Origin of the sequence: Amycolatopsis deserti, from assembly GCF_014653945.1 — a bacterium.
Lineage (GTDB): Bacteria > Actinomycetota > Actinomycetes > Mycobacteriales > Pseudonocardiaceae > Amycolatopsis_E > Amycolatopsis_E deserti.
The window spans coordinates 506,588-525,075 of the sequence record NZ_BNAU01000005.1 but is presented as its reverse complement, the minus strand read 5'-3'; the positions used below and the strand labels follow the sequence as shown (position 1 = coordinate 525,075).

The 18,488-nt window shown below is 72.4% G+C and carries 18 protein-coding genes and 1 pseudogene; 11 read left to right on the top strand and 8 right to left on the bottom strand.

Annotated elements, in window-relative coordinates; all coding sequences use genetic code 11:
• The first annotated feature begins 271 nt into the window (after window positions 1–271).
• Together IE290_RS23620 and IE290_RS23615 are read left to right on the top strand one after the other, a co-directional pair.
• Complete coding sequence (locus IE290_RS23620) at window positions 272–958, top strand: histidine phosphatase family protein (protein ID WP_191246855.1); 687 nt, start codon at window positions 272–274, stop codon at window positions 956–958.
• On the top strand, window positions 955–1,731 hold the full coding sequence (locus IE290_RS23615; protein ID WP_191246854.1) for an SAM-dependent methyltransferase: 777 nt from the start codon (window positions 955–957) through the stop codon (window positions 1,729–1,731). The genes IE290_RS23620 and IE290_RS23615 overlap by 4 nt, the downstream gene beginning before the upstream one ends.
• A gap of 46 nt (window positions 1,732–1,777) precedes the next feature.
• Here the strand turns inward: IE290_RS23615 and IE290_RS23610 are convergent, their stop codons facing one another.
• A complete protein-coding gene (locus tag IE290_RS23610; protein ID WP_191246853.1) occupies window positions 1,778–2,143 on the bottom strand; it encodes a hypothetical protein in 366 nt (121 codons plus the stop codon).
• A 36-nt stretch (window positions 2,144–2,179) separates the two neighbouring features.
• Window positions 2,180–3,364 (bottom strand): MFS transporter, encoded by a 1,185-nt coding sequence (locus IE290_RS23605; RefSeq protein WP_191246852.1) that lies wholly within the window; start codon window positions 3,362–3,364, stop codon window positions 2,180–2,182.
• A 148-nt stretch (window positions 3,365–3,512) separates the two neighbouring features.
• Between IE290_RS23605 and ybiA the strand changes: the two genes are divergently transcribed.
• Both ybiA and IE290_RS23595 read left to right on the top strand, forming a co-directional pair.
• Complete coding sequence (gene ybiA / locus IE290_RS23600) at window positions 3,513–4,052, top strand: riboflavin biosynthesis intermediates N-glycosidase (RefSeq protein ID WP_191246851.1); 540 nt, start codon at window positions 3,513–3,515, stop codon at window positions 4,050–4,052.
• Window positions 4,053–4,055: 3 nt separating this feature from the next.
• Window positions 4,056–4,394, top strand: coding sequence for a hypothetical protein (locus IE290_RS23595; protein WP_191246850.1), 339 nt, complete (start codon window positions 4,056–4,058; stop codon window positions 4,392–4,394).
• A 26-nt stretch (window positions 4,395–4,420) separates the two neighbouring features.
• Here the strand turns inward: IE290_RS23595 and IE290_RS23590 are convergent, their stop codons facing one another.
• The 6 genes and pseudogenes from IE290_RS23590 to IE290_RS23565 all read right to left on the bottom strand — a co-directional run bounded on the left by IE290_RS23590 (window position 4,421) and on the right by IE290_RS23565 (window position 10,253).
• A complete protein-coding gene (locus IE290_RS23590; RefSeq protein ID WP_191246849.1) occupies window positions 4,421–5,560 on the bottom strand; it encodes an alpha/beta hydrolase family protein in 1,140 nt (379 codons plus the stop codon).
• An 86-nt stretch (window positions 5,561–5,646) separates the two neighbouring features.
• A pseudogene (locus tag IE290_RS23585) lies at window positions 5,647–6,247 on the bottom strand (SDR family NAD(P)-dependent oxidoreductase).
• Window positions 6,244–7,194 (bottom strand): fumarylacetoacetate hydrolase family protein, encoded by a 951-nt coding sequence (locus tag IE290_RS23580; RefSeq protein WP_191246848.1) that lies wholly within the window; start codon window positions 7,192–7,194, stop codon window positions 6,244–6,246. Before IE290_RS23580 ends, IE290_RS23585 begins: the two are co-directional and overlap by 4 nt.
• A 10-nt stretch (window positions 7,195–7,204) precedes the next feature.
• Entirely contained in the window at window positions 7,205–8,143 is a 939-nt protein-coding gene (locus IE290_RS23575; RefSeq protein WP_191246847.1) for a VOC family protein, read from the bottom strand.
• 14 nt (window positions 8,144–8,157) lie between these two features.
• Window positions 8,158–9,279: an FAD-dependent oxidoreductase gene (locus IE290_RS23570; RefSeq protein ID WP_191246846.1), complete on the bottom strand. Its 1,122-nt coding sequence runs from the start codon at window positions 9,277–9,279 to the stop codon at window positions 8,158–8,160.
• Window positions 9,280–9,287: 8 nt separating this feature from the next.
• Complete coding sequence (locus IE290_RS23565; protein WP_191246845.1) at window positions 9,288–10,253, bottom strand: cyclase family protein; 966 nt, start codon at window positions 10,251–10,253, stop codon at window positions 9,288–9,290.
• 108 nt (window positions 10,254–10,361) lie between these two features.
• On the opposite strand from IE290_RS23565, the gene IE290_RS23560 reads away from it, so the two are divergent.
• The 7 genes from IE290_RS23560 (at window position 10,362) to IE290_RS23530 (ending at window position 18,478) form a co-directional block, all read left to right on the top strand.
• Complete coding sequence (locus IE290_RS23560; RefSeq protein ID WP_191246844.1) at window positions 10,362–11,279, top strand: LysR family transcriptional regulator; 918 nt, start codon at window positions 10,362–10,364, stop codon at window positions 11,277–11,279.
• Window positions 11,280–11,293: 14 nt separating this feature from the next.
• On the top strand, window positions 11,294–11,776 hold the full coding sequence (locus IE290_RS23555) for a DUF3237 domain-containing protein (RefSeq protein WP_191246843.1): 483 nt from the start codon (window positions 11,294–11,296) through the stop codon (window positions 11,774–11,776).
• 65 nt (window positions 11,777–11,841) lie between these two features.
• Window positions 11,842–13,671 carry a glycoside hydrolase family 3 protein gene (locus tag IE290_RS23550; protein WP_229874663.1) on the top strand — a complete coding sequence of 610 codons (1,830 nt, stop codon included), beginning with the start codon at window positions 11,842–11,844 and terminating at the stop codon, window positions 13,669–13,671.
• Entirely contained in the window at window positions 13,668–14,948 is a 1,281-nt protein-coding gene (locus IE290_RS23545; protein WP_191246841.1) for an MFS transporter, read from the top strand. Before IE290_RS23550 ends, IE290_RS23545 begins: the two co-directional genes overlap by 4 nt.
• A 37-nt stretch (window positions 14,949–14,985) precedes the next feature.
• Window positions 14,986–15,333, top strand: coding sequence for a hypothetical protein (locus tag IE290_RS23540; protein ID WP_191246840.1), 348 nt, complete (start codon window positions 14,986–14,988; stop codon window positions 15,331–15,333).
• Window positions 15,334–15,367: 34 nt separating this feature from the next.
• Window positions 15,368–16,819 carry a CYTH and CHAD domain-containing protein gene (locus IE290_RS23535; protein WP_191246839.1) on the top strand — a complete coding sequence of 484 codons (1,452 nt, stop codon included), beginning with the start codon at window positions 15,368–15,370 and terminating at the stop codon, window positions 16,817–16,819.
• Between the two features lie 48 nt (window positions 16,820–16,867).
• Window positions 16,868–18,478 (top strand): LuxR family transcriptional regulator, encoded by a 1,611-nt coding sequence (locus IE290_RS23530; RefSeq protein WP_191246838.1) that lies wholly within the window; start codon window positions 16,868–16,870, stop codon window positions 18,476–18,478.
• The last annotated feature ends 10 nt before the right edge of the window (window positions 18,479–18,488 follow it).

Here is an 18,488-nt window from a genome sequence, read left to right as displayed (position 1 = left end):
CCTTCGTCCGGTCAGGTACCGATCGATTCGGAACCTCGGTTCAGAGGTTAACCAAATGTGAGGCCAGGTGAAACTGATCCACCCGACCAGGCCTAGACGGGGTGGTGGGACGGTATTTACCGTTTTACGCGGCAGCACCGTAGGACGCGGTGCTGCCGACACATTGTGCCCGTCCCGTTGCCATTCCGGGCGTGGCCGAAGCGGTATTGCCCTGCGCGTACGCCGTGCGGGGCGATTCGTCAAGGCTGCGGAATCCGGCGGGAGGGCCAGGATGGAGAACACTGGTTTGGTTATCGCGCGCCACGGGGAGTCTCGGTGCGGCCGAGAAGGGGTTGTGGGAGGCCCTCGCGGATGTACCGGACTGACCGAGTTGGGGCGGTGGCAAGCCGCCCGGCTGGCTGCCGTCCTCGCGAAGGAGCACGACGCCAAGCGGTTCGCCGCGCTGTACGCCACTTCGGTGCGGCGTGTTGCGGAAACGGCCGAGATCGTCGCAGCACGGCTCGATCTTCCGCTCACCGTCGCCGACGACTTGCGCGATCCCGACTACGGCGAGGCCGACGGCCGTCCCTGGCGAGAAGTGCTCTCCGAGGTCCGCGCGGGGCCCGAGGACGGGCTGGAGATCGCCATCGCGCCGGGAGCGGAGACCTGGAAGGACTACTTCGTCCGCGTCACCGCGGGGCTCACCCGGCTGCTCGATCGGCATCATGGAGAGCGGATCCTCGTCATCGGACATGGGGAAACCGTCACCGCAGCCGCTCACCTGTTCCTTCGGTTGCCGCCGGACGTCCGGGTGCACGCCGGGTTCGAGGTGACCCCGACGGGCATCACCCGCTGGGAGCGGCAGGCCCTCGTACCCGGAATTCGGGAGCGACACCATCGCTGGGTGCAAGTCACCCACAACGACACCGCCCACTTGGGCGGCGCCGGTATGGCAAGCGAAGGAGAAGCCCGACCTTGACCACTGACGACGAACGCCCAAGTGCGTCCCGGCTGTACAACCTCTACCTCGGCGGTGAGCACCACAGCGCCCTCGAACGGACCTTTGCCGAGGAGACGGTCTACCCGTTGATCCCTTTCATAGTGGAGTGGGCCCAGCTGAGCAGGGAGTTTCTCAAGCGCGCGGTCACCTTCTGCCACGATCAGGGGATACGCCAGTTCGTCGACATCGGAGCCGGCTATCCGACTCCCGGGGGCAACGTCCACGAACTCGCCTACGACGCACGCGTCGTCTATGTCGACAACGACCCGGATGTTGTCACCGCGCTGTCCGACCTCACCCGTGATGATTCCCGCGTTCAGGTTATTTCCGGTGATCTTCGTCGTCCGGCCGACGCGTTGCGGCAGTTGGACGGCGTGTTGAACCTTTCGGACCCCACTGCTTTGCTCATGAATGCCGTACTGCATTTCGTCGACCAGCCCGCTCCACTGGTCCACGAGTGGGGTGGGGCTTTCGCGCCGGGCAGCTATCTCGTCATTTCGCACGGAGCGGTCGACGACGCGTCGGCGAGTCCCGATGCGCGCGCCGAGCTGGTCCGGCGTTACACCCGCAATTCGGCGACGGTGATCCCGCGGACGGCTGAGGAGATATCGGAGTTCTTCCGGGGGCTCGAGATGGTCCCACCGGGCTTGGTTCCGGCGGCGGATTGGCGGTCGGGTATCCCGCGAGCACTTCACGACCAGCGTGCCCGTCGAGGCAGCCTGGCCGGAGTCGGCTGCAAGCCGCTTCGGTGAACCGCCGGGCGGTCACCCTTTGGACCGCTCGGCGGCGTCACTTCTGTTAACGGACCACCAGGAACGTCGTCGTGTAGGTGTTTTCCGGGCAGGTGATCGTGGCGGTGTGTTCGCCCGGCTTGGCCTTGCGGGAGACCGTCGCCGACCAGTGGGTGGGCTCGGCGGTCGGGGTGAAGTTCAGCAGCACGTCCGACACCGGGGACGCCACCGCGTTGCGGCAGTTGGCTTCCACGTCCACCACGTCGCCGCGGTGGACCACGTCCGGCTCGACGTTGATCCACCCGCACGACCCGGTCGATCCCGGGTTCGGGTCGCAGTCCGACCCCTCGGACGCGTTCGCGGCGGGTGCGGCGAACATCGCCAGCCCGATCGCCCCGGTCGCCGCCCCCATGATGATTCCCTTGATGCGCATGCCCGTTCCTCCCTGTCGGTGGGCTTACGCACCTCCCTACGCCGCCGGCGAATCCGCGGTTGCCCTGCCGCGCAGGAAAACCAGCACCACGGAGATCACCAGGCCGAGCGCGCCGGCGAGCACGAACGTGGTCCCGAGCCCGACGCCGGCGACCACCGGTTGCGCGATCAGCGGAGAGGCGAACTGGCCGAGGAACAACGCCGACGTCAGCATCCCGAGCGCGCGGGTGCGTGCCGCGGGATCGACCGAGGCCACCACCCAGCCGTTGAACACCGGGTTCTGCAGCCCGATGCCGAGGCCGGTGATCAGCATGCCGAGCGCTGCCATCCAGATCCCGCCGGCGAGGCCGAGGACGACCAGGCCGGCCGCGTAGGCGGCGAAGACCGCCGCGGCGAGGACCCGGAAGTCCCAGCGGGCGCGCAGCCGCCGGAAGTTCAGGCCGACCAGCGTCATGACCAGGTTCAGCGCGGCCATCAGCACGCCCACGACGACCGGGCCGGCGCCGGTGACCTCGCCCAGCCAGAACGGCGCCTGCGTGGGGACGGTGTAGAAGACGATCACGCCGAGGAACATCAGCGCGTACAGGCCGAACAGCCGCGTTGTCCCTTGTGGACCGTCCGGCGACGCCGGGGCCTTCGGCGCCTCGGGCACGAACCGGAGGACGAGTGCGAGCATCGGCAGGGCGAGCAGGTAGATCGCGAACGGCCCACGCCAGCTGAGGTCGGCCAGCACCCCGCCGAGCAGGAGGGCGACGACACCGCCGAACCCCATCGCGGCGCCCTGCAGGCCCAGCACCCGGCCGTGGTCGGTGGCCGGGTAGTGGTCGGCGAGCAGGGCGGTCGAGGTGACCATGATCGCCGCGATGCCCACGCCCAGCACCGCGCGGCCGGCCAGCAGCCCGGGCAGCCAGTCGAGCACCAGGCCCGACCCGCCGCCGACGACGTAGAGGGTGAGGCCCGCCGCGAGCACCCGGACCCGCCCGGCGCGGCCGCTCAGCCGGGCGAGCACCGGCGCGGCGAGCATGATCGCGAGGCCGGGCAGGGTCAGCACGAGGCGGACCAGCAGCGCGGCGTTCAGGGTGGCCGCGAAGTGGTGTTCCATGCCCGGCAGGGCCGGCGTGATGGTTGCGCTGGCCATGATGGTCATCGTGCTGACGCCGAGCAGCGTGAGCAGAAGTGTCCGGGGTGGCAGCCGCACCGCGGACGCCGTCGCGTTCGTCATGGGAACAACGCTAAGAGCTCCAGCTAACTCGAGGTCAAGCGCGGATGATCAGGCGGTGCCGCGTCGAGCGGCCGCGAGCTGCTCAAGAGCGGCCGCAGCGCGGGAAAAGACGGTGATTCCGGGACTCCGATCGGCGATACTGCCGGACATGCGGGCGGAGCTGATCGAACGCACGCGCCGGGGCGAGCGCGTGAAGTACCTGTTCTTCTGGGGCCACCGGCCGGAGCGGGACGGCAGTGCCGGGCGCGGGTGCCTGAGCCAATGGTGGCCGGCGCGGTTCGCGGTGGACGGCCGCGAATTCGCCACCGCGGAGCACTACATGATGTGGCGCAAGGCGATGCTGTTCGGCGACACGGCGACGGCCGAGCAGGTGCTGCGCGCGCCGCACCCCCGACGGGCCAAGGAGCTGGGCCACCGGGTGGCGGGCTTCGACGAGGAGCGCTGGGTGGCGTCCCGGTACGACATCGTGGTCGCGGGGTCGGTCGCGAAGTTCGGGCAGCACCCGGAGCTGCGCCGGTTCCTGCTGGGCACCGGCGAGCGGGTGCTGGTGGAGGCGAGCCCGGTCGACGCGACCTGGGGAATCGGCCTCCCGGCGGACGACCCGCGCGCCCGGGAGCCGGAGCAGTGGCCCGGGCTGAACCTGCTGGGCTTCGCGTTGATGGACGCGCGGTCCGAGCTACGGGGTTGAGCGATGGGCGTCTTCAACGTGGTGGAGGTACCCGGCGAGCAGATCTGCCGCGACTGTGGGCGGCCAAGCCGGCGCGACGCGCAGTTCAGGTTCGGCGCGTGCGACCTCAGCCGGTACCGGATCGGCGACTTACTGCATTGGGGAGAACGGGACGCGGGCGTGCCGGGCCGTCCACTCGTGGCGGCACGGGGCTACGGCTCGCGGTGCCCTCATTGCGGCTACAACGATGAGCTGATGTTCGACGTCATCATCGAGCACGACATCGTGACCGCGGTCCTGCCGGAGACGGGAAAGATCGACTACTCCAAGCAGGACGACGAGTGGGTCGTGTTGGGGCGGTAGCTGCCCCAACACGACCCACTCGCCGGTCAGCGACCTTCGAACACGTCGGCCACCCAGTCGGCTATGTAGCTGCTCACGTGGGGCAGGTGGTCCAGCCCGATGTGCTCCGTCGCGCCCTCGGCGGGTGTGAAGATCCGCAGGTCGCGCCGCGGGCTGGCGGTCGCCTGCTCGTAGGAGCGGTGGGCGTACGCCAGCGGGATCTGCCGGTCGTTCTCGCCGTGGCAGATGAGGAACGGGACGTCGATCTTCTCCGCCACGCCGTCCAGGTTGACCGCGTCCGCGAAGTCGATGAACTCCGCCAGGTCGGAGTGCCCCCACACCCACAGCACGTGCTCCCAGTAGTGCGGCACCGGCCGCTCGCCCTCGCGCTCCAGGCGGCGCCGCTGCACGGCCCCCCAGTCGTGGTTCGCGCCCCACGCCACCACCAGCGCGAGCCGCTTCTCGAACGCCGCGGCGCGCGGCGCGTAGTAGCCGCCCAGCGACCAGCCGACCAGGCCGATCCGCGACGAGTCCACATCGGACCGCCCGACCAGGTAGTCCACACACGCCGCCGCCCACGCCTCGGTGTCCACCCGCGCCGTCAGGCCCTGCAGCCGCAACGCCTCCCCCGACCCGGGGCAGTCCACCATCAGGCACGAGATCCCGCGGGCCGCCAGCTCCTCCCAGTGCCCGGAGGAGTACATGTGCTCCTTGGTCGAGTCCAGTCCGTTCCACATGATCATCACCGGCGCCGGACCCTCCACCGGCGCCGCGCTGAAGTACGCGGGCAGCGTCGTGCCCTCGTACGGGATTTCCACCCGCGACACACCCGGCGCAAACGCTTTCTCCTGCAACGCGAGCACCCGCCGGTAGGTGTCCAGCCGCCCGGGCGCCGACGCGCTCTGCATCCGCTCGGCCTGGCACAGGTAGTTCGTGGCCCGCGCGTACAACTGCCGCGCGGTGCGGGTGTGCCCGGCCGCCTCGGCCGCCTCGGCCTGCCCGACGAGCTGGTCGGTCAACGCGGTCCACGCCGTCAGGAAGTCGGCGGTCCCGGCGTCCTCACCGCGCTGCGCGGCCTCCTTGATCGGACGGCAGGCGCGATCGACCTCGTCGATGAGCCCGCCGCTGTTGAGCGTCGCGACGACGCCCAGGTTCCAGACGTAGTTGCCCGGGAAGTACTCGAACATTGAATTCCTTTCAGCCACGCGGAGCGTGTCCGTTGAGGGTGGTGGGCCGGCGGGCGGGCCTTTCACAAGAGAGTCACTGATCGATTTCATGCCACCGTGCGGCCCAACGGTGTTTCGGCGATGTTCGCCTCCCGGAACGCCGCCGGGGCCGACGCGGTCATCGGCGTCTCGATGTAACCCGGGTGCACGGCGTTGACCCGGATCCCGCGAGCGCCCAGCTCCAGGCACGCCGCCCGGGTCAGCCCGCGCAGCGACCACTTGCTCACCGTGTACGCGAGCGGGTAGTGCCCGGTCAGCGCCGCGACCGAGCCCACCGTCACGATCGACCCGCCCCGCCGGCATCACCGACAGCACCGCCTGGATCGCCCGGACCACGCCACCGACGTTCACGTCGTGCACCCGCGCCAGGTCGCCCGGATCGACCTCGTCCAGCCGCGCCCGCCAGGTGATCCCGGCGTTGGCGACCAGCCCGTCCACCCGGTCCAGCCGGGACACCAGCGCGGACCAGCCCGCCGCGTCGGTGACGTCGAGCCGCGCGTATTCGACTCCGGGCAACGGTTCCGCCGGCGCCGGGCCGAGGTCCACGCCGATCACCCGCGCGCCCTCCTCGGCCAGCAGCCGAGCCTCCACCGCGCCCTGCCCCCGACCGGCGCCGGTCACGATGACGACTTTGCCCGCGACCTTCATCGCTCGCGCTTCCGCGGCCGGGCCCGCGCCGGCCGCACCGGAGGCAGTTCCACACCGGCCACCACGGTGTTCCGGATCGTGCCGATGCCCTCGACGGTCATCTCCACGACGTCACCCGGCGCCAACGGCGGCACATCCCGCCCCCGGCCCCACAGCTCGGCGAGGCACCCGCCGTTGCCGCAGGTCCCGGAGCCCAGCACGTCCCCGGCCCGCACCCACGTGCCACGCGAGGCGTAGGCGACCAGCTCCTCGAACGGCCAGCTCATGTTGGACAACAGGTCCTGCCCGATCTCGGTGCCGTTCACCGACACCCGCAGGTCCAGCTCCAGGAACCCGTCACCGTCGCGATAGGACTCCAGCTCGTCGGCGGTCACCAGCCACGGCCCGAGCGTCGTCGCGGAGTCCTTGCCCTTCGCCGGCCCGAGCTGCACCTTCATCTCGCGCCGCTGCAGATCGCGCGCCGACCAGTCGTTCAACACCGTGTAGCCGAAGATCTCCACCTGCTCCGGCGTCAGCGACGACCCGTCCCGGCCGACCACCGCCGCGACCTCCAGCTCGAAGTCGAACAACGACGACCCCGGCGGCACCGGCACGTCGTCGAACGCGCCGAGCAGCGCGTACGGGTTGGTGAAGTAGAACGTGGGCGCCTCGTACCACTGCGGCACGACCCCGGACCCGCCGGAGACGCTGGCGACCACGCCCTCCACGTGCTCTTCGAACGCGACGAAGTCCCGCACGGTCGGCGGCTCCAGCGGCGGCAGCAACCGCACGCGGTCCAGCGGCACCGGCGGTTCGCCCAGGACGGCCGAACCCGCCTCCAGCGCGGCCGGAAGACCCGATCGCACCAGGTCGAGCACCGTCACTCCGGGCGGTAGCGGGTGGATGCCGTCGCCGGCCACGACTCCGGCCCGGACCACGCCGTCCAGCGAACAGGTCGCGAAACGCATCAGGAACTCCTCACACCGGCGGGGCGACGAACAGACCCTTGTCCGGGTCGTTGAAGGACTTCTGGGCGACGAACTCGTTCATCGCGTTCGCCGTGCCCCACTGGTCGGACACCTCGGGGTCGCTGAAGTCGTAGAGGTGCGGGTGCCAGGTGTCCTCGTCGATCAGCTCCAGCTCGGTGGTGTACTCCATCGTGTTGCCGTGCGGGTCGAGGAAGTAGCTGAACGTGTTGTTGCCGGCCAGGTGGCGGCCCGGGCCCCAGATCTTCTCCACGCCGGCGCGCAGCAGCCGCCCGGTGCCGCGCATGTACTCGTCCAGCCCGCGCATCTCGAACGACACGTGGTGCAGCGACGGGTGCGGGCAGCGGGCGATCGCCATGCTGTGGTGCCACGAGTTCACCCGCATGAACCACATCATCTCGCCCATCCGGGGGTGCATCAGGATGTCCGAGAGCCGGAACCCGAGGTGCTTCTCGTAGAACGCGCGGGTGCCCTCCGGGGCGGCCGAGTTGATCACCACGTGCGAGAGCCGCACCGGGACCGACTCGCCCTCCTCGATCTTGCGGTGCGCGCGCACGGCGACGTCGGCGCTGATCTCGATGGTGCGGCCCTCGTTGTCGAAGAACCGGAACCCGTAACCGCCACCGGGGGTGTCGATGACGCCGGGTTCGCTCACCAGCTTCACGCCCGACGACGCCAGCCGGACGGCCAGCGTGTCCACATCGGATGGTGTGGCGGCGCCGAACGAGATCAGGTCGATGCGCTTGTCGGCGGCCTGGCGCAGCCGGATCACGTACTGTTCGGGTGATCCCTCGGCGGCCAGGAACGCGATGCCGGAGTCGGTGTGCTCGGTGGTCAGGCCCCACGCGCCGGTGAAGAAGTCCTGCTGCCGGGCCAGGTCCGGCACGGCGAGGTCGACGTGGCGCAGGTGGGTGATGAGTCGGTCGGTCATGAGGTCCTCCTGGATCAGGCGGGCTGGGTGACGAGTGCGGCGACGCGGCCCATCAGGCCCGGCACGTCGCCCTGTTCGTGGTCGAGGAGCCACCGGCCGAGCTGGTTGGACGCGTCCACGACGGCCTTGGCCCGCTCGTAGCGGCGGTCGGTGAAGGCCCGCCACAGGTCGTCGTCGAGCTTGTCCGCGGCGAGCAGCAGTTCGGTGAGGACCGCGGCGTCCTCGAGGGCCTGCGCGCCGCCCTGCGCGAGGGTGGGCGGGCAGGAGTGCGCGGCGTCGCCGATGAGCACCACGCGGCCGCGGTTCCACGGCGGCGGCAGCACGTGGGTTTCGAACCAGGTGTAGTTGACGCGGGACGGGTCGGTGAGCGTCTCCCGGATCTCGTCCCACGGGCCGTGGTAGGCCGCGGCCAGCTCGCGCATCGTGGCGAGCCGCTCGTCCGGCGTCAGCGCGGAGCGGTCCTGGGCGTCCTCGACGACGTAGGCGTACAGCGAGTTCTCGCCGGTCGGGCAGTACCCGGCGATGTAGCACGGGCCGCCGTAGAACAAGTCGGTGCGCGTGACCGACGCCGGGCGCGGGCCGAACGCGCGCCAGATACCCATGCCGGTGGCGCGGGTCTCCAGCTCGATGCCGAGCATCCGGCGCACCGACGACCGGATGCCGTCGGCACCGACGACCAGGTCGTAGCGTCCGGAAGAGCCGTCGGAGAGCACCACGCTGCCGTCCGGTTCCAGCTCGGTGACGGTGACGCCGAAGCGGGTCTTCACCCCGGTTTCGGCGGCGCGGTCCAGCAGGATCCGCGCCAGCGCCGGGCGCGGCATGCCCATCGTGGCGGGCAGGTCGGGGCCGCCGGTGCGGGCGTCCGGGATCTCCACCAGCAGGGTGCCCGCGGGGTCGGGCGCGCGCAGGCCGAGGCTGTCGAACCCGAACCCTTCCGCGCGCACCCGCTCCCACACGCCCAGGTCGCGCAGCTCGCGCAAGGCGTTGCCCTGCAAGGTGATCCCGGAGCCGATGGCGGCGACGTCGGGTTTGATCTCGACCAGGTCGACGGCGACGCCGTGCGCGGCGAGCCCGATCGCGGTGGCCGTCCCGGCGAGGCCGCTGCCGACCACCAGGACGTTGTTCACGGCTGGCATGGGAACTCCTACTTGACGGCGACAGGGGCGACCGGGGCGCCGACCGCGCCGGTCACCGGGATCGGGTCGGCGGCGAGGAAGAACTCGTACACCCCGTCGGCGGCGCAGTCGGTGGCCAGCGCGTCGAGGTCCCACATCTCGCCGAGGAACAGGCCGATGTGCGGGATGCAGACCTGGTGCAGCGGCTGGAACGCGACGTCGAACTCGTTGGGCCGCACCTCGAAGCCCCAGGTGTCGGTGGCGATCCCGGCGATCTCGGTGCCGTGCAGCCAGTCCGCGGTGGTGAACGACAGGCCGGGCGCGTCGCCGCCGGCGTAGTCGCCCCAGCCCTCGCGGCGGGCGCGGGTGAGCCGGCCGGTGCGCACCAGCAGCAGGTCGCCGCGGCCGACGCGGGCGGTCTCGCCCTGCGCGGCGATCGTGGCCTCCAGGTGCTCGACGGTGATCGCGAACCCGTCCGGCAGTTCGCCGTCCGTGCCGATCGCGCGCCCGACGTCGAGCAGCACGCCGCGGCCGGCGATCCGGCCCGCGGTGGTCTCGATGCCGGTGACCTGGTCGCCCTCGCTGGTCACGACGTCACCCGCGCGGCGGCCGTTGTAGGCGGTGCCGTGGTCGAAGATGTGGCCGAGCCCGTCCCACTGCGTCGAAGCCTGCAGCGGCATGAACACGACGTCGTCCGCGCCACCGAGGCCGTGCGGGAAGCCCTGGCCGCGTTCGGCGTCCAGTCCGGTGTCGAGCATCGTGTGCACCGGGTTGGTGCGGCGGCGCCAGCCCTTCTGCGGGCCGCCGGCTTCGAACCGCTGCGCCAGCGAGAAGCTCTTGCCCTGCCGGACGAGCGCGGCGCCTTCGCGGCGTTTGGCCTCGTCCAGGAAGTTCAGCGTGCCGAGCACGTCGTCGGCTCCCCAGCGGCCCCAGTTGGAGCAGCGCTTGGCCGCGGCGGCGATCGCGCCTTCGGGATCGGTGCGGTCGTGGATCACGTCGGTTCCTCCTCGAGCGACGAAGTCCACTGTCGGGCACCGCGGCGGTATCAGGGAAGACGAAATCGGTTATGCGCGTTATCAGTGTCGCTGATGTAGCGTGCGGTGGTGAACCTCGCGAGCCTGGACCTGAACCTGCTGGTCGCGCTGCACGCGCTGCTGCAGGAACGCAGCGTGACGCGGGCGGCCGAGCGGATGGGCCTGAGCCAGCCCGCGGTGTCCGCGCACCTGGGCAAGCTGCGCCGCCACTTCGGCGACGACCTGCTGATCCGGGTCGGCAACTCCTACCGGCTGACGCCGCTGGCCGTGCAGCTCACCGAACGCGTGCGGGTCGCGATCACCGGTGTGGAACGGGTTTTCGCCGCCGAGCCGGACTTCGACCCGGCGTCCTCGACCCGCGAGTTCTCGCTGCTGATCAGCGACTACGGCGTCGCGGTGCTGGGCTCGGAGATCGCCGCGCTGCTCGCCGCGGAGGCGCCCGGGACGCGGCTGCGGCTGACCGCCAACACGCCGTCGCTGGTCGAGCAGGCGGCCCAGGCGCTGGTCAACCACGACCTGCTGCTGATGCCGCACGGGTTCATCACCGACCTGCCCTACCGCGAGCTGTACCTGGACGACTGGGTCTGCCTGGTCTCCAGCGACAACGCCGAGGTCGGCGAGGAGCTGACCGTGGAGCAGCTCAAGGCGATGCCGTGGGTGGTCACCTACCACGGCCCGACCGCGTCCACGCCCGCCGCGCGGCAGATGCGGATGCTCGGCATCGAGCCGCACGTCCAGGTGGTGACCGAGACGTTCCTGACCGTGCCGGGCCTGGTCCGCGGCACCGGCCGGGTCGCGTTGCTGCAGCGGCGGCTGGCCGCGTCGGTGCCGGCCGAGCTGGGTGTGCGGGCCCTGCCGTGCCCGTTCGAGGTCGGCCCGCTGCGCGAGGCGATGTGGTGGCACCCGATGTACGACGACGATCCCGAGCACCGCTACCTGCGGGACGTGGTCCTCCGCGCGACGGCTGTCCTGAGTCAGGATTCCTGATAGTTTGCCGGGCCATGGTGACCCCGCAGCAGCCACCACGGCCGGAGCTGGAGTTCCTCGCCAGGGCGGAGGTGACGCTGGACGAGGTGCTCGACCTCGGCGGCACGCCCCACGGCCGCCGCCGGATCGTGCCGATCACCGGCGGGCGCGTCGAGGGCCCGCGGCTGACCGCGGACATCCTGCCCGGCGGCGCGGACTGGCAGATCGTGCACACCGGCGGCTGGGTCCGCGTCGAGGCGCGCTACACCGCGCGGGCCGATGACGGATCGCTGGTGTCGATCACCAGCCGGGGGGTGCGGCACGGACCGCCGGAGGTGATGGCCGCGTTGCTCGCCGGGCAGTCCCCGGAGCCGTCCACGTACCGCTTCCGCACCGCGATCAACTTCGAAACGGCCGAGGACTCGCCGGACTACGCGTGGCTGAACCACGTGGTCGCGGTGAGCTCGGCACTGCGCCGCCGGGACGCGGTGGTGCTGGACGTCTACGCCGTGCGCTGAACGGGCGTGCCAACCAATGGCACAGTCGTGGAACGCCGCTGGTCACGGGCGTCATGCTCGCTCCCATGCTGGTGCCCTACAAGGATCCGGACCGCCCGATCGAGGAGCGCGTCGCAGACCTCCTCGGCCGGATGACCCTCGCCGAGAAGGCCGGGTTGCTGTGCCACGCGCCGGTCGCCGTGACGCCGGACGGCGGGTTCGTCGAGGAGTCGGTCGGCATCATGCCCACCGCCCCGACCACGGAATCCGTGCGGGACAAGCACCTGCGCTGCCTCACCCTGATGGCGCCGGTCGCCGCCGGGCCGCTGGCCCGCTGGCACAACCGCCTGCAGGACCTCGCCGCCCGCAGCCGTCTCGGCATCCCCGTACTCGTCTCGTCCGATCCGCGCCACTCGGCCAACGACAACCCGCTCACTTCGGTCGCCGACGGCGGCTGCTCGCGCTGGCCGGAGCCGCTCGGGTTCGGCGCGATCGGCGACGAACAGCTGGTGCGCGAGTTCGCCCGCGTCATCCGCGCCGAGTACACCGCGGTCGGCATCCGCATGGCCACCCACCCGATGGCCGACCTCGCCACCGAACCCCGCTGGGCACGCACCGTCGGCACGTTCGGCGCCGATCCAGACCTGGTCGGCCGCCTCGCCGGGGCCTACGTCGAGGAGCTGCAGGGCCCGCGGCTCGGCCCCGGATCCGTGGCGAGCATGGTCAAGCACTGGCCGGGCGCGGGCCCGCAGGCGGGCGGCGAGGACGCGCACTTCGCGAACGGCACGGACCAGGTCTACCCGGCCGGGCGGTTCGAGCAGCACCTCGACCAGTTCCGCCCGTCCCTGCGCGCCGGGGCGGCCGCCGTCATGCCGTACTACGGGCGCCCGGTCGGGGTGCCCGGTCTCGCCGAGGTCGGCTTCGCCTTCGACCGCGAGGTGGTGGCCGGGCGGCTGCGCCGCGACGAGGGCTACGACGGCGTCGTCTGCACCGACTTCGGCCTGCTCACCGACTCGGTGCTGCCCGGCGGGACGGTGTGGCCCGCGCGGGCGTGGGGCGTGGAGCACCTGGACCGCGCCGAGCGCGCCCTGATGCTGCTCGACGCGGGCGTCGACCAGTTCGGCGGCGAGTGGTGCCCCGAGGTGATCACGGACCTGGTGACCGGCGGCCGCGTGAGCGAGACCCGGATCGACGAGTCCGCGCGCCGCGTGCTGACCGTCCTGTTCCGGCTGGGGCTGTTCGAAAACCCATACGTGGACGAGGAAATCGCGGTGACGACGGTCGGGCGGGAGGACTTCGCCGCGGCCGGTGCGGCGGCGCAGCGGCGGGCGATGACCCTGCTGACCGACTCCGTGCTGCCGCTGCCCTCCGGGTGCCGGCTCTACGTCGAAGGCGTCGACGCCGGGACCGCAGCCGCGTACGCGACCATTGTGGACAGTCCGGCGGACGCCGACTACGCCCTGGTCCGCATCGCCGCCCCGTACGCGCCGCGCCGGACGTTGCCCGAGGCGTTCTTCCACCAGGGGCGGCTGGACCTGCCCGAGGACGAGCGCGCGCACCTGCTGGAGCTGGCCGCCACGGTCCCGACGGTGGTCGACGTCTTCCTGGACCGGCCGGCCGTGATCCCCGAACTCGCCGAGCACGCCGCCGCGCTGGTGGCCGACTTCGGCGCCACCGACGACGCCGTGCTCGACGTCGTGTTCGGCCACGCCCGCCCCGAGGGCCGGCTGCCGTTCGAGCTGCCCCGGTCGATGGCCGCGGTCGAGGCGCACCCCGAGGACCTGCCGGGCGGCAGCGCGGACCCGGTGTTCCCGCTCGGCCACGGGCTCGAGGCCACGAACTGGCGGCCCAGGACGGTGCCGGCCGTGGACGGGACGCCCGCGGTTCGCAACGAGGCGAAAGGTGCCCGACGATGAGTACGTCCTCCCTGCCCGGAACCACCACGACGACGCCGCGCACCTGGACCAACCCGGGCCGCAGCTTCCTGTTCTTCCTCGGCTTCGCGGGGATCGGCGCGGCGATGGCCCAGCTGGTGCCCGCGGTCCTGACGCTGTCGCTCAAGGCGACGCTGATCGACCCGGTCGGCGCGACGACCATCGTCTCGATCGTCACCGGGGTCAGCGCCCTGTGCGCGCTCGTGGCGTTCCCGGCGTTCGGGCGGCTGTCCGACCGCACGACCGGACGGCTCGGGCGGCGGCGGCCCTACCTGCTGCTGGCCGCGGCGCTGTTCGCGCTCGGCGCGCTCGGCATGCTCGCCGGCACGAACACGCTGACGCTGACCCTCGCCGGGGTCGTCACCGCGATCGGGCTGACCTCGGCGACGGTGGCGATCACCGCGGTGATCCCGGACCAGTTCGCGCCGGACCGACGAGGACCGGCGTCGGCCGTGGTCGGGCTGAGCCTGCCGGTCGGTGTGGTGATCGGGTTGTTCGTGGCGCAGCTGGTGTCGCCGAACCTGCCGGCGATGATCCTGCTGCCCGCGGCCATCGCGGTCGTCGGATGTGTGCTGTTCGCGGTGGTGCTGAAGGATCCGCGGCTGCACAAGGCGGACCGCCCGGCGTTCGGGCGGCGCGAGCTGCTCGGCACGTTCTGGCTCGATCCGGTGCGGCACGCGAACTTCTCCTGGGCGTGGCTGAGCCGGTTCCTGCTGTTCCTCGGTGTCGCGGCGGTGCAGGCGTACCAGGCGTTCTACCTGATGATCGTGCTGCGCTTCCCGCCGGCCGAGGTGGCGGGCGCGGTGTTCCTGTCGACGCTGGTGCTGACCGCGGCGGCGCTGATCTTCGCCCCGGTGGCGGCGAAGGCGTCCGACCGGCTCGGCCGGCGCAAGCCGTTCGTGATCGCGTCCGCGGCGATCTTCGCGGCCGGGCTCGTGCTGGCGGCCGTCGCGGACTCGTTCCCGTTCTTCCTCGCCGCGATCGCGGTCGTCGGGCTGGGGCAGGGCGTGTACTTCGCGGTCGACATCGCGCTGGTGACGGAGGTGCTGCCGGACCCGGCGAACCCGGCGAAGGACCTCGGGCTGATGAACATCGCGAACAACCTGCCCGGCTCGGTGGTGCCGGCGGTGGCCCCGGCGGTGTTGTCGATCGGCGCCACCGCGGCGATGCCGCAGAACTTCCCGGCGCTGTTCCTGCTCGGCGCGGCGGCGGCCGCGGTGGGCGCGATGCTGATCCTGCCCATCCGCGGCGTGCGGTAGGCGGGTAGCGTGCAGCGCGGTGGCTGAGGGGGGTCGGGTGGACCGGGAAGCGCTGGCGGACTTGCTGGACCAGCCGACCGGGGCGTGCCGCGCCGCCCGGCTCGCGCTGCGGCAGGGTGGGGACTACCAGGTCTGGATCGACAGTCGAGTGCCCGCTCATCATCTGGTGAGCACCTACCGGCGACGGCTTCGCAGCACCGAGCGGCGCGGTGTCGCAACCCTGGATCTGCGGGCCACGGTCGAGGCCCTCGAACAGCTGGGTGATGAGCCGGTGGTGGGCGGGTATGTCGAAGCCGCCGACGGCGCGTGGGCCTACATCGTGTTTCTGCGTCCCGGCTGCGCGGAGCTGATCGCCTGCACCGGCGTTCGCCAGCGGCAGCGCTGAGTTTCCCCCGGGGACAGCCGGGGAATTCCCCGACATGGGCGCGAAAACGGTCACCGAGCGGGAGCGGAAGTTCGACTTCGACGACGGACGGCCGGTGCCCCGGCTGGCGGGCGTGGGACCGGTGGCCGATCAGGCCCCGCCGCGGGAGTCCCGGCTGGACAACACCTACTACGACACCCGCGACCTCCGCCTGGCGCGCGCGGGCGTGACCCTGCGCAGGCGCACCGGCGGGGAGGACGCGGGCTGGCACCTCAAGCGTCCCGCCGCCGACGGCGCCCGCGAAGAGACCCAGTTCCCGCCCGCCGACCAGCTCCCCGGGGAACTCGCCGAAGCCGCGCGCGAGTGGACCGGTGGTGCGGACCTCGTCGAGATCGCCCACCTGCGCGTCGACCGGTTCACCCACGACCTGACCGCCGCCGACGGGCGGCGGCTGGCCGTGCTGACCGACGACCACGTCCACGGCGAGCGGGCCGGCGAGCACGCGCACCTGGACCGCTGGCGTGAACTCGAGGTCGAACTCGACACCGGCGACCCCGAGCTGCTCGACACGCTCACGCGGGCGCTCGTCGCGGGCGGGGTGCGCCCGGCGCACTGGCCGTCGAAGCTGCGGCGCCTGCTCGCCGCCGACCTCGCCGCGCCCGGCGAGCCGGGCAACGCCGGGGAGACCGTGATGGCCTACCTGCGCGCGCAGGTCGAGGCGATCCGGCGGCACGACGAAGGCGTCCGGCGCGGGGACGACGACGCGGTGCACCAGCTGCGGGTCGCGATGCGGCGGGCGCGCAGCGCGTTGCGCGGCTACCGGCGGCTCTTCGTGCGCGAGCGGGCGAAGGCGCTGGCCGACGAGCTGAAGTGGGCGGGGCGCGTGCTGTCCCCGGCGCGGGACGGCGAGGTCCGGCGCGAGACCCTGCTGGGTGAGCTGGCGAAGTTCCCGCGCGAGCCGGAAACCGAGCACGCCCGCCGCACCCTCGAGTCGCGTTTGGACGAAGCCGCCGAGCGGGACCGGCGGGTGCTGCTGGCAGAGCTGACCGGCGAGCGGTACGCGCGGCTGCTGGGCGCGCTCGACGAGTGGGTGGCCGACCCGCCGCTGACCACCTCCGCGGAATCCGGGCGCCGCGAGCTGCGGAAGGCCCTGCGCCGCGCGGACCGGCGGCTGACGGCGGCGGTGGCGGCCGTGCGCGACGCGCGTGACCCGGACGCCGCCCTGCACGAGGTGCGCAAGAAGGCGAAGGCGGCGCGGTACGTGGCGGACGTCGCGCGACCGGTGCTGGGCAAGCGGGTCCGCTCGTGGCGGCGGGCGGTGAAGTCGGTGCAGCGCGAACTGGGCGACTACCACGACCTGGTGAGCGCGGGCCAGTTCCTGCGGCAACGGATGGGTGACTCGGTGACCGACGCGTTCGTGTTCGGCCGCCTCTACGAGCGGGGCCGCGCCCGGTGCGCCGCCCTGCGCACGGACTTCGAACGGCGGGACCTGCCGCGCGCACCCTGACCGCGAACGGCCCTGGTCACGGCCGCACCGCGGGCGTTTAATGACCCGATGGACACGCGCGTCCTGCTCGAGCGGGCCGGCGCGGCTTACGACCGGCGGGCCTGGGCCGACGCCTGTGACACCCTGGCCGCCGTCGACCGGGACACCCCGCTCGGGCTGCCGGATCTGGAGCGCCTCGGCGAGCTGGCCCTGTTCCTGGGCCGCCCGGACGAGGCCGCCGACGCGTTCCGCCGCTGCTACGAGCAGCACGCGCGGGCCGGCGCCGTCGGACGGGCCGTGCGGTGCGCCTTCTGGCTGCGCGAGGTGTGCGCGTTCCAGGGCGAGTTCTCCCGCGCCCAGGGCTGGATCGCCCGCGCGGCGCGGCTGCTGGCGACCGACCCGGACTGCGCGCAGCGCGGATACCTGCTGATCAGCGAGGCCGAGCGGCAGACCGGGGACGCCGCCTACGCCACCGCCGCGGAGGCCGTCGAGCTGGGCAACCGGTGCGGCGACCGCGATCTGGTGGCCATCGGCCTCCAGGCCCAGGGACGGGCCCGGCTCGCGCAGGGCCGCGTCGATGAGGGGCTCGCGTTGTTCGACGAGGCGATGCTCGACATCACCGCCGGCGCGTGCTCCTCGCAGGTGACCGGCTGGATGTACTGCAGCATGATCGCCGCCTGCCGGGACGTCCACGAGCTGGGCCGCGCCCGTGAGTGGACGGCCGCGGTGAACGCCTGGTGCGACGCGACGCCCCAGTTCACCGGCGCCTACTCCGGCATCTGCCGCGTGCACCGGTCCGAACTGCTGCAGCTCGTCGGCGACTGGCCGGACGCGATCCGGGAGGCGCGGACCGCGTGCGCGCGGCTGGACCAGCGGTTCGGGCAGGTGGTGGCCGGCATGGCCTACTACCAGCTCGCCGAGATCCACCGGCTGCGCGGCGAGTTCACCGACGCGGAACGCTCTTACCGCCGCGCCGGCGAGAGCGGCTGGGACATCCAGCCCGGCCTCGCGCTGCTGCGCCTCGCCCAGGGCCGCGCCGACGCGGCGGACGCGTCCCTGCGCCGCGCGCTGGGCGAGGCCGAGGACGACATCAGCCGCTCCCGCCTGCTGCCCGCGCAGGTCGACGCCGCGATCGGGAACGGCGACCCCGGGCACGCCCGGGCGGCGGCCGCCGAGCTGACCGCGATCGCCGGCCGGTTCCGCACGGCGGCGCTGCGGGCACTGGCCTCCTTCGCGACCGGTTCGGTGTGCCTCGCCGCGGGCGAGGAGCCGGCAGCGCTGCCGGCGTTGCGGACCGCGCTGCGGTTGTGGTGCGAGCTGGACGCGCCCTACGAGGCCGCCCGGACCCGGGTCCTCGTCGGGCTGGCCTGCCGGGCGCTCGGCGACGAGGACGCCGCGGAGGTGGAACTGGACGCCGCGGCGGAGGTGTTCGCGCGGCTCGGCGCCGAACCGGACCTGGCGCGCCTGCGTGACTCCCGGCGCGGCGCGTCGCCGCTCAGCCCGCGCGAGACCGAGGTGCTGCGGCTGCTGGCCGCCGGCGCCACGAACCGCGGCATCGCCCGGGAGCTGGTGCTGAGCGAAAAGACCGTGGCGCGGCACGTCAGCAACATCTTCACCAAGCTCGGGGTGGGCTCGCGCACCGCGGCGGCGGCGTACGCGTTCCAGCACCGGATCGGCTGACCGGTCACCG

What these genes read in the sequence shown, in the direction of transcription:
- IE290_RS23620 (WP_191246855.1), top strand. Translation starts at nt 272, where the DNA reads ATGGAGAACACTGGTTTGGTTATCGCGCGCCACGGGGAGTCTCGGTGC.
- IE290_RS23610 (WP_191246853.1), bottom strand. Translation starts at nt 2,143, where the DNA reads ATGCGCATCAAGGGAATCATCATGGGGGCGGCGACCGGGGCGATCGGG.
- IE290_RS23605 (WP_191246852.1), bottom strand. Translation starts at nt 3,364, where the DNA reads ATGACGAACGCGACGGCGTCCGCGGTGCGGCTGCCACCCCGGACACTT.
- ybiA (WP_191246851.1), top strand. Translation starts at nt 3,513, where the DNA reads ATGCGGGCGGAGCTGATCGAACGCACGCGCCGGGGCGAGCGCGTGAAG.
- IE290_RS23595 (WP_191246850.1), top strand. Translation starts at nt 4,056, where the DNA reads ATGGGCGTCTTCAACGTGGTGGAGGTACCCGGCGAGCAGATCTGCCGC.
- IE290_RS23590 (WP_191246849.1), bottom strand. Translation starts at nt 5,560, where the DNA reads ATGTTCGAGTACTTCCCGGGCAACTACGTCTGGAACCTGGGCGTCGTC.
- IE290_RS23580 (WP_191246848.1), bottom strand. Translation starts at nt 7,194, where the DNA reads ATGCGTTTCGCGACCTGTTCGCTGGACGGCGTGGTCCGGGCCGGAGTC.
- IE290_RS23575 (WP_191246847.1), bottom strand. Translation starts at nt 8,143, where the DNA reads ATGACCGACCGACTCATCACCCACCTGCGCCACGTCGACCTCGCCGTG.
- IE290_RS23570 (WP_191246846.1), bottom strand. Translation starts at nt 9,279, where the DNA reads ATGCCAGCCGTGAACAACGTCCTGGTGGTCGGCAGCGGCCTCGCCGGG.
- IE290_RS23555 (WP_191246843.1), top strand. Translation starts at nt 11,294, where the DNA reads ATGGTGACCCCGCAGCAGCCACCACGGCCGGAGCTGGAGTTCCTCGCC.
- IE290_RS23550 (WP_229874663.1), top strand. Translation starts at nt 11,842, where the DNA reads ATGCTGGTGCCCTACAAGGATCCGGACCGCCCGATCGAGGAGCGCGTC.
- IE290_RS23545 (WP_191246841.1), top strand. Translation starts at nt 13,668, where the DNA reads ATGAGTACGTCCTCCCTGCCCGGAACCACCACGACGACGCCGCGCACC.
- IE290_RS23535 (WP_191246839.1), top strand. Translation starts at nt 15,368, where the DNA reads ATGGGCGCGAAAACGGTCACCGAGCGGGAGCGGAAGTTCGACTTCGAC.
- IE290_RS23530 (WP_191246838.1), top strand. Translation starts at nt 16,868, where the DNA reads ATGGACACGCGCGTCCTGCTCGAGCGGGCCGGCGCGGCTTACGACCGG.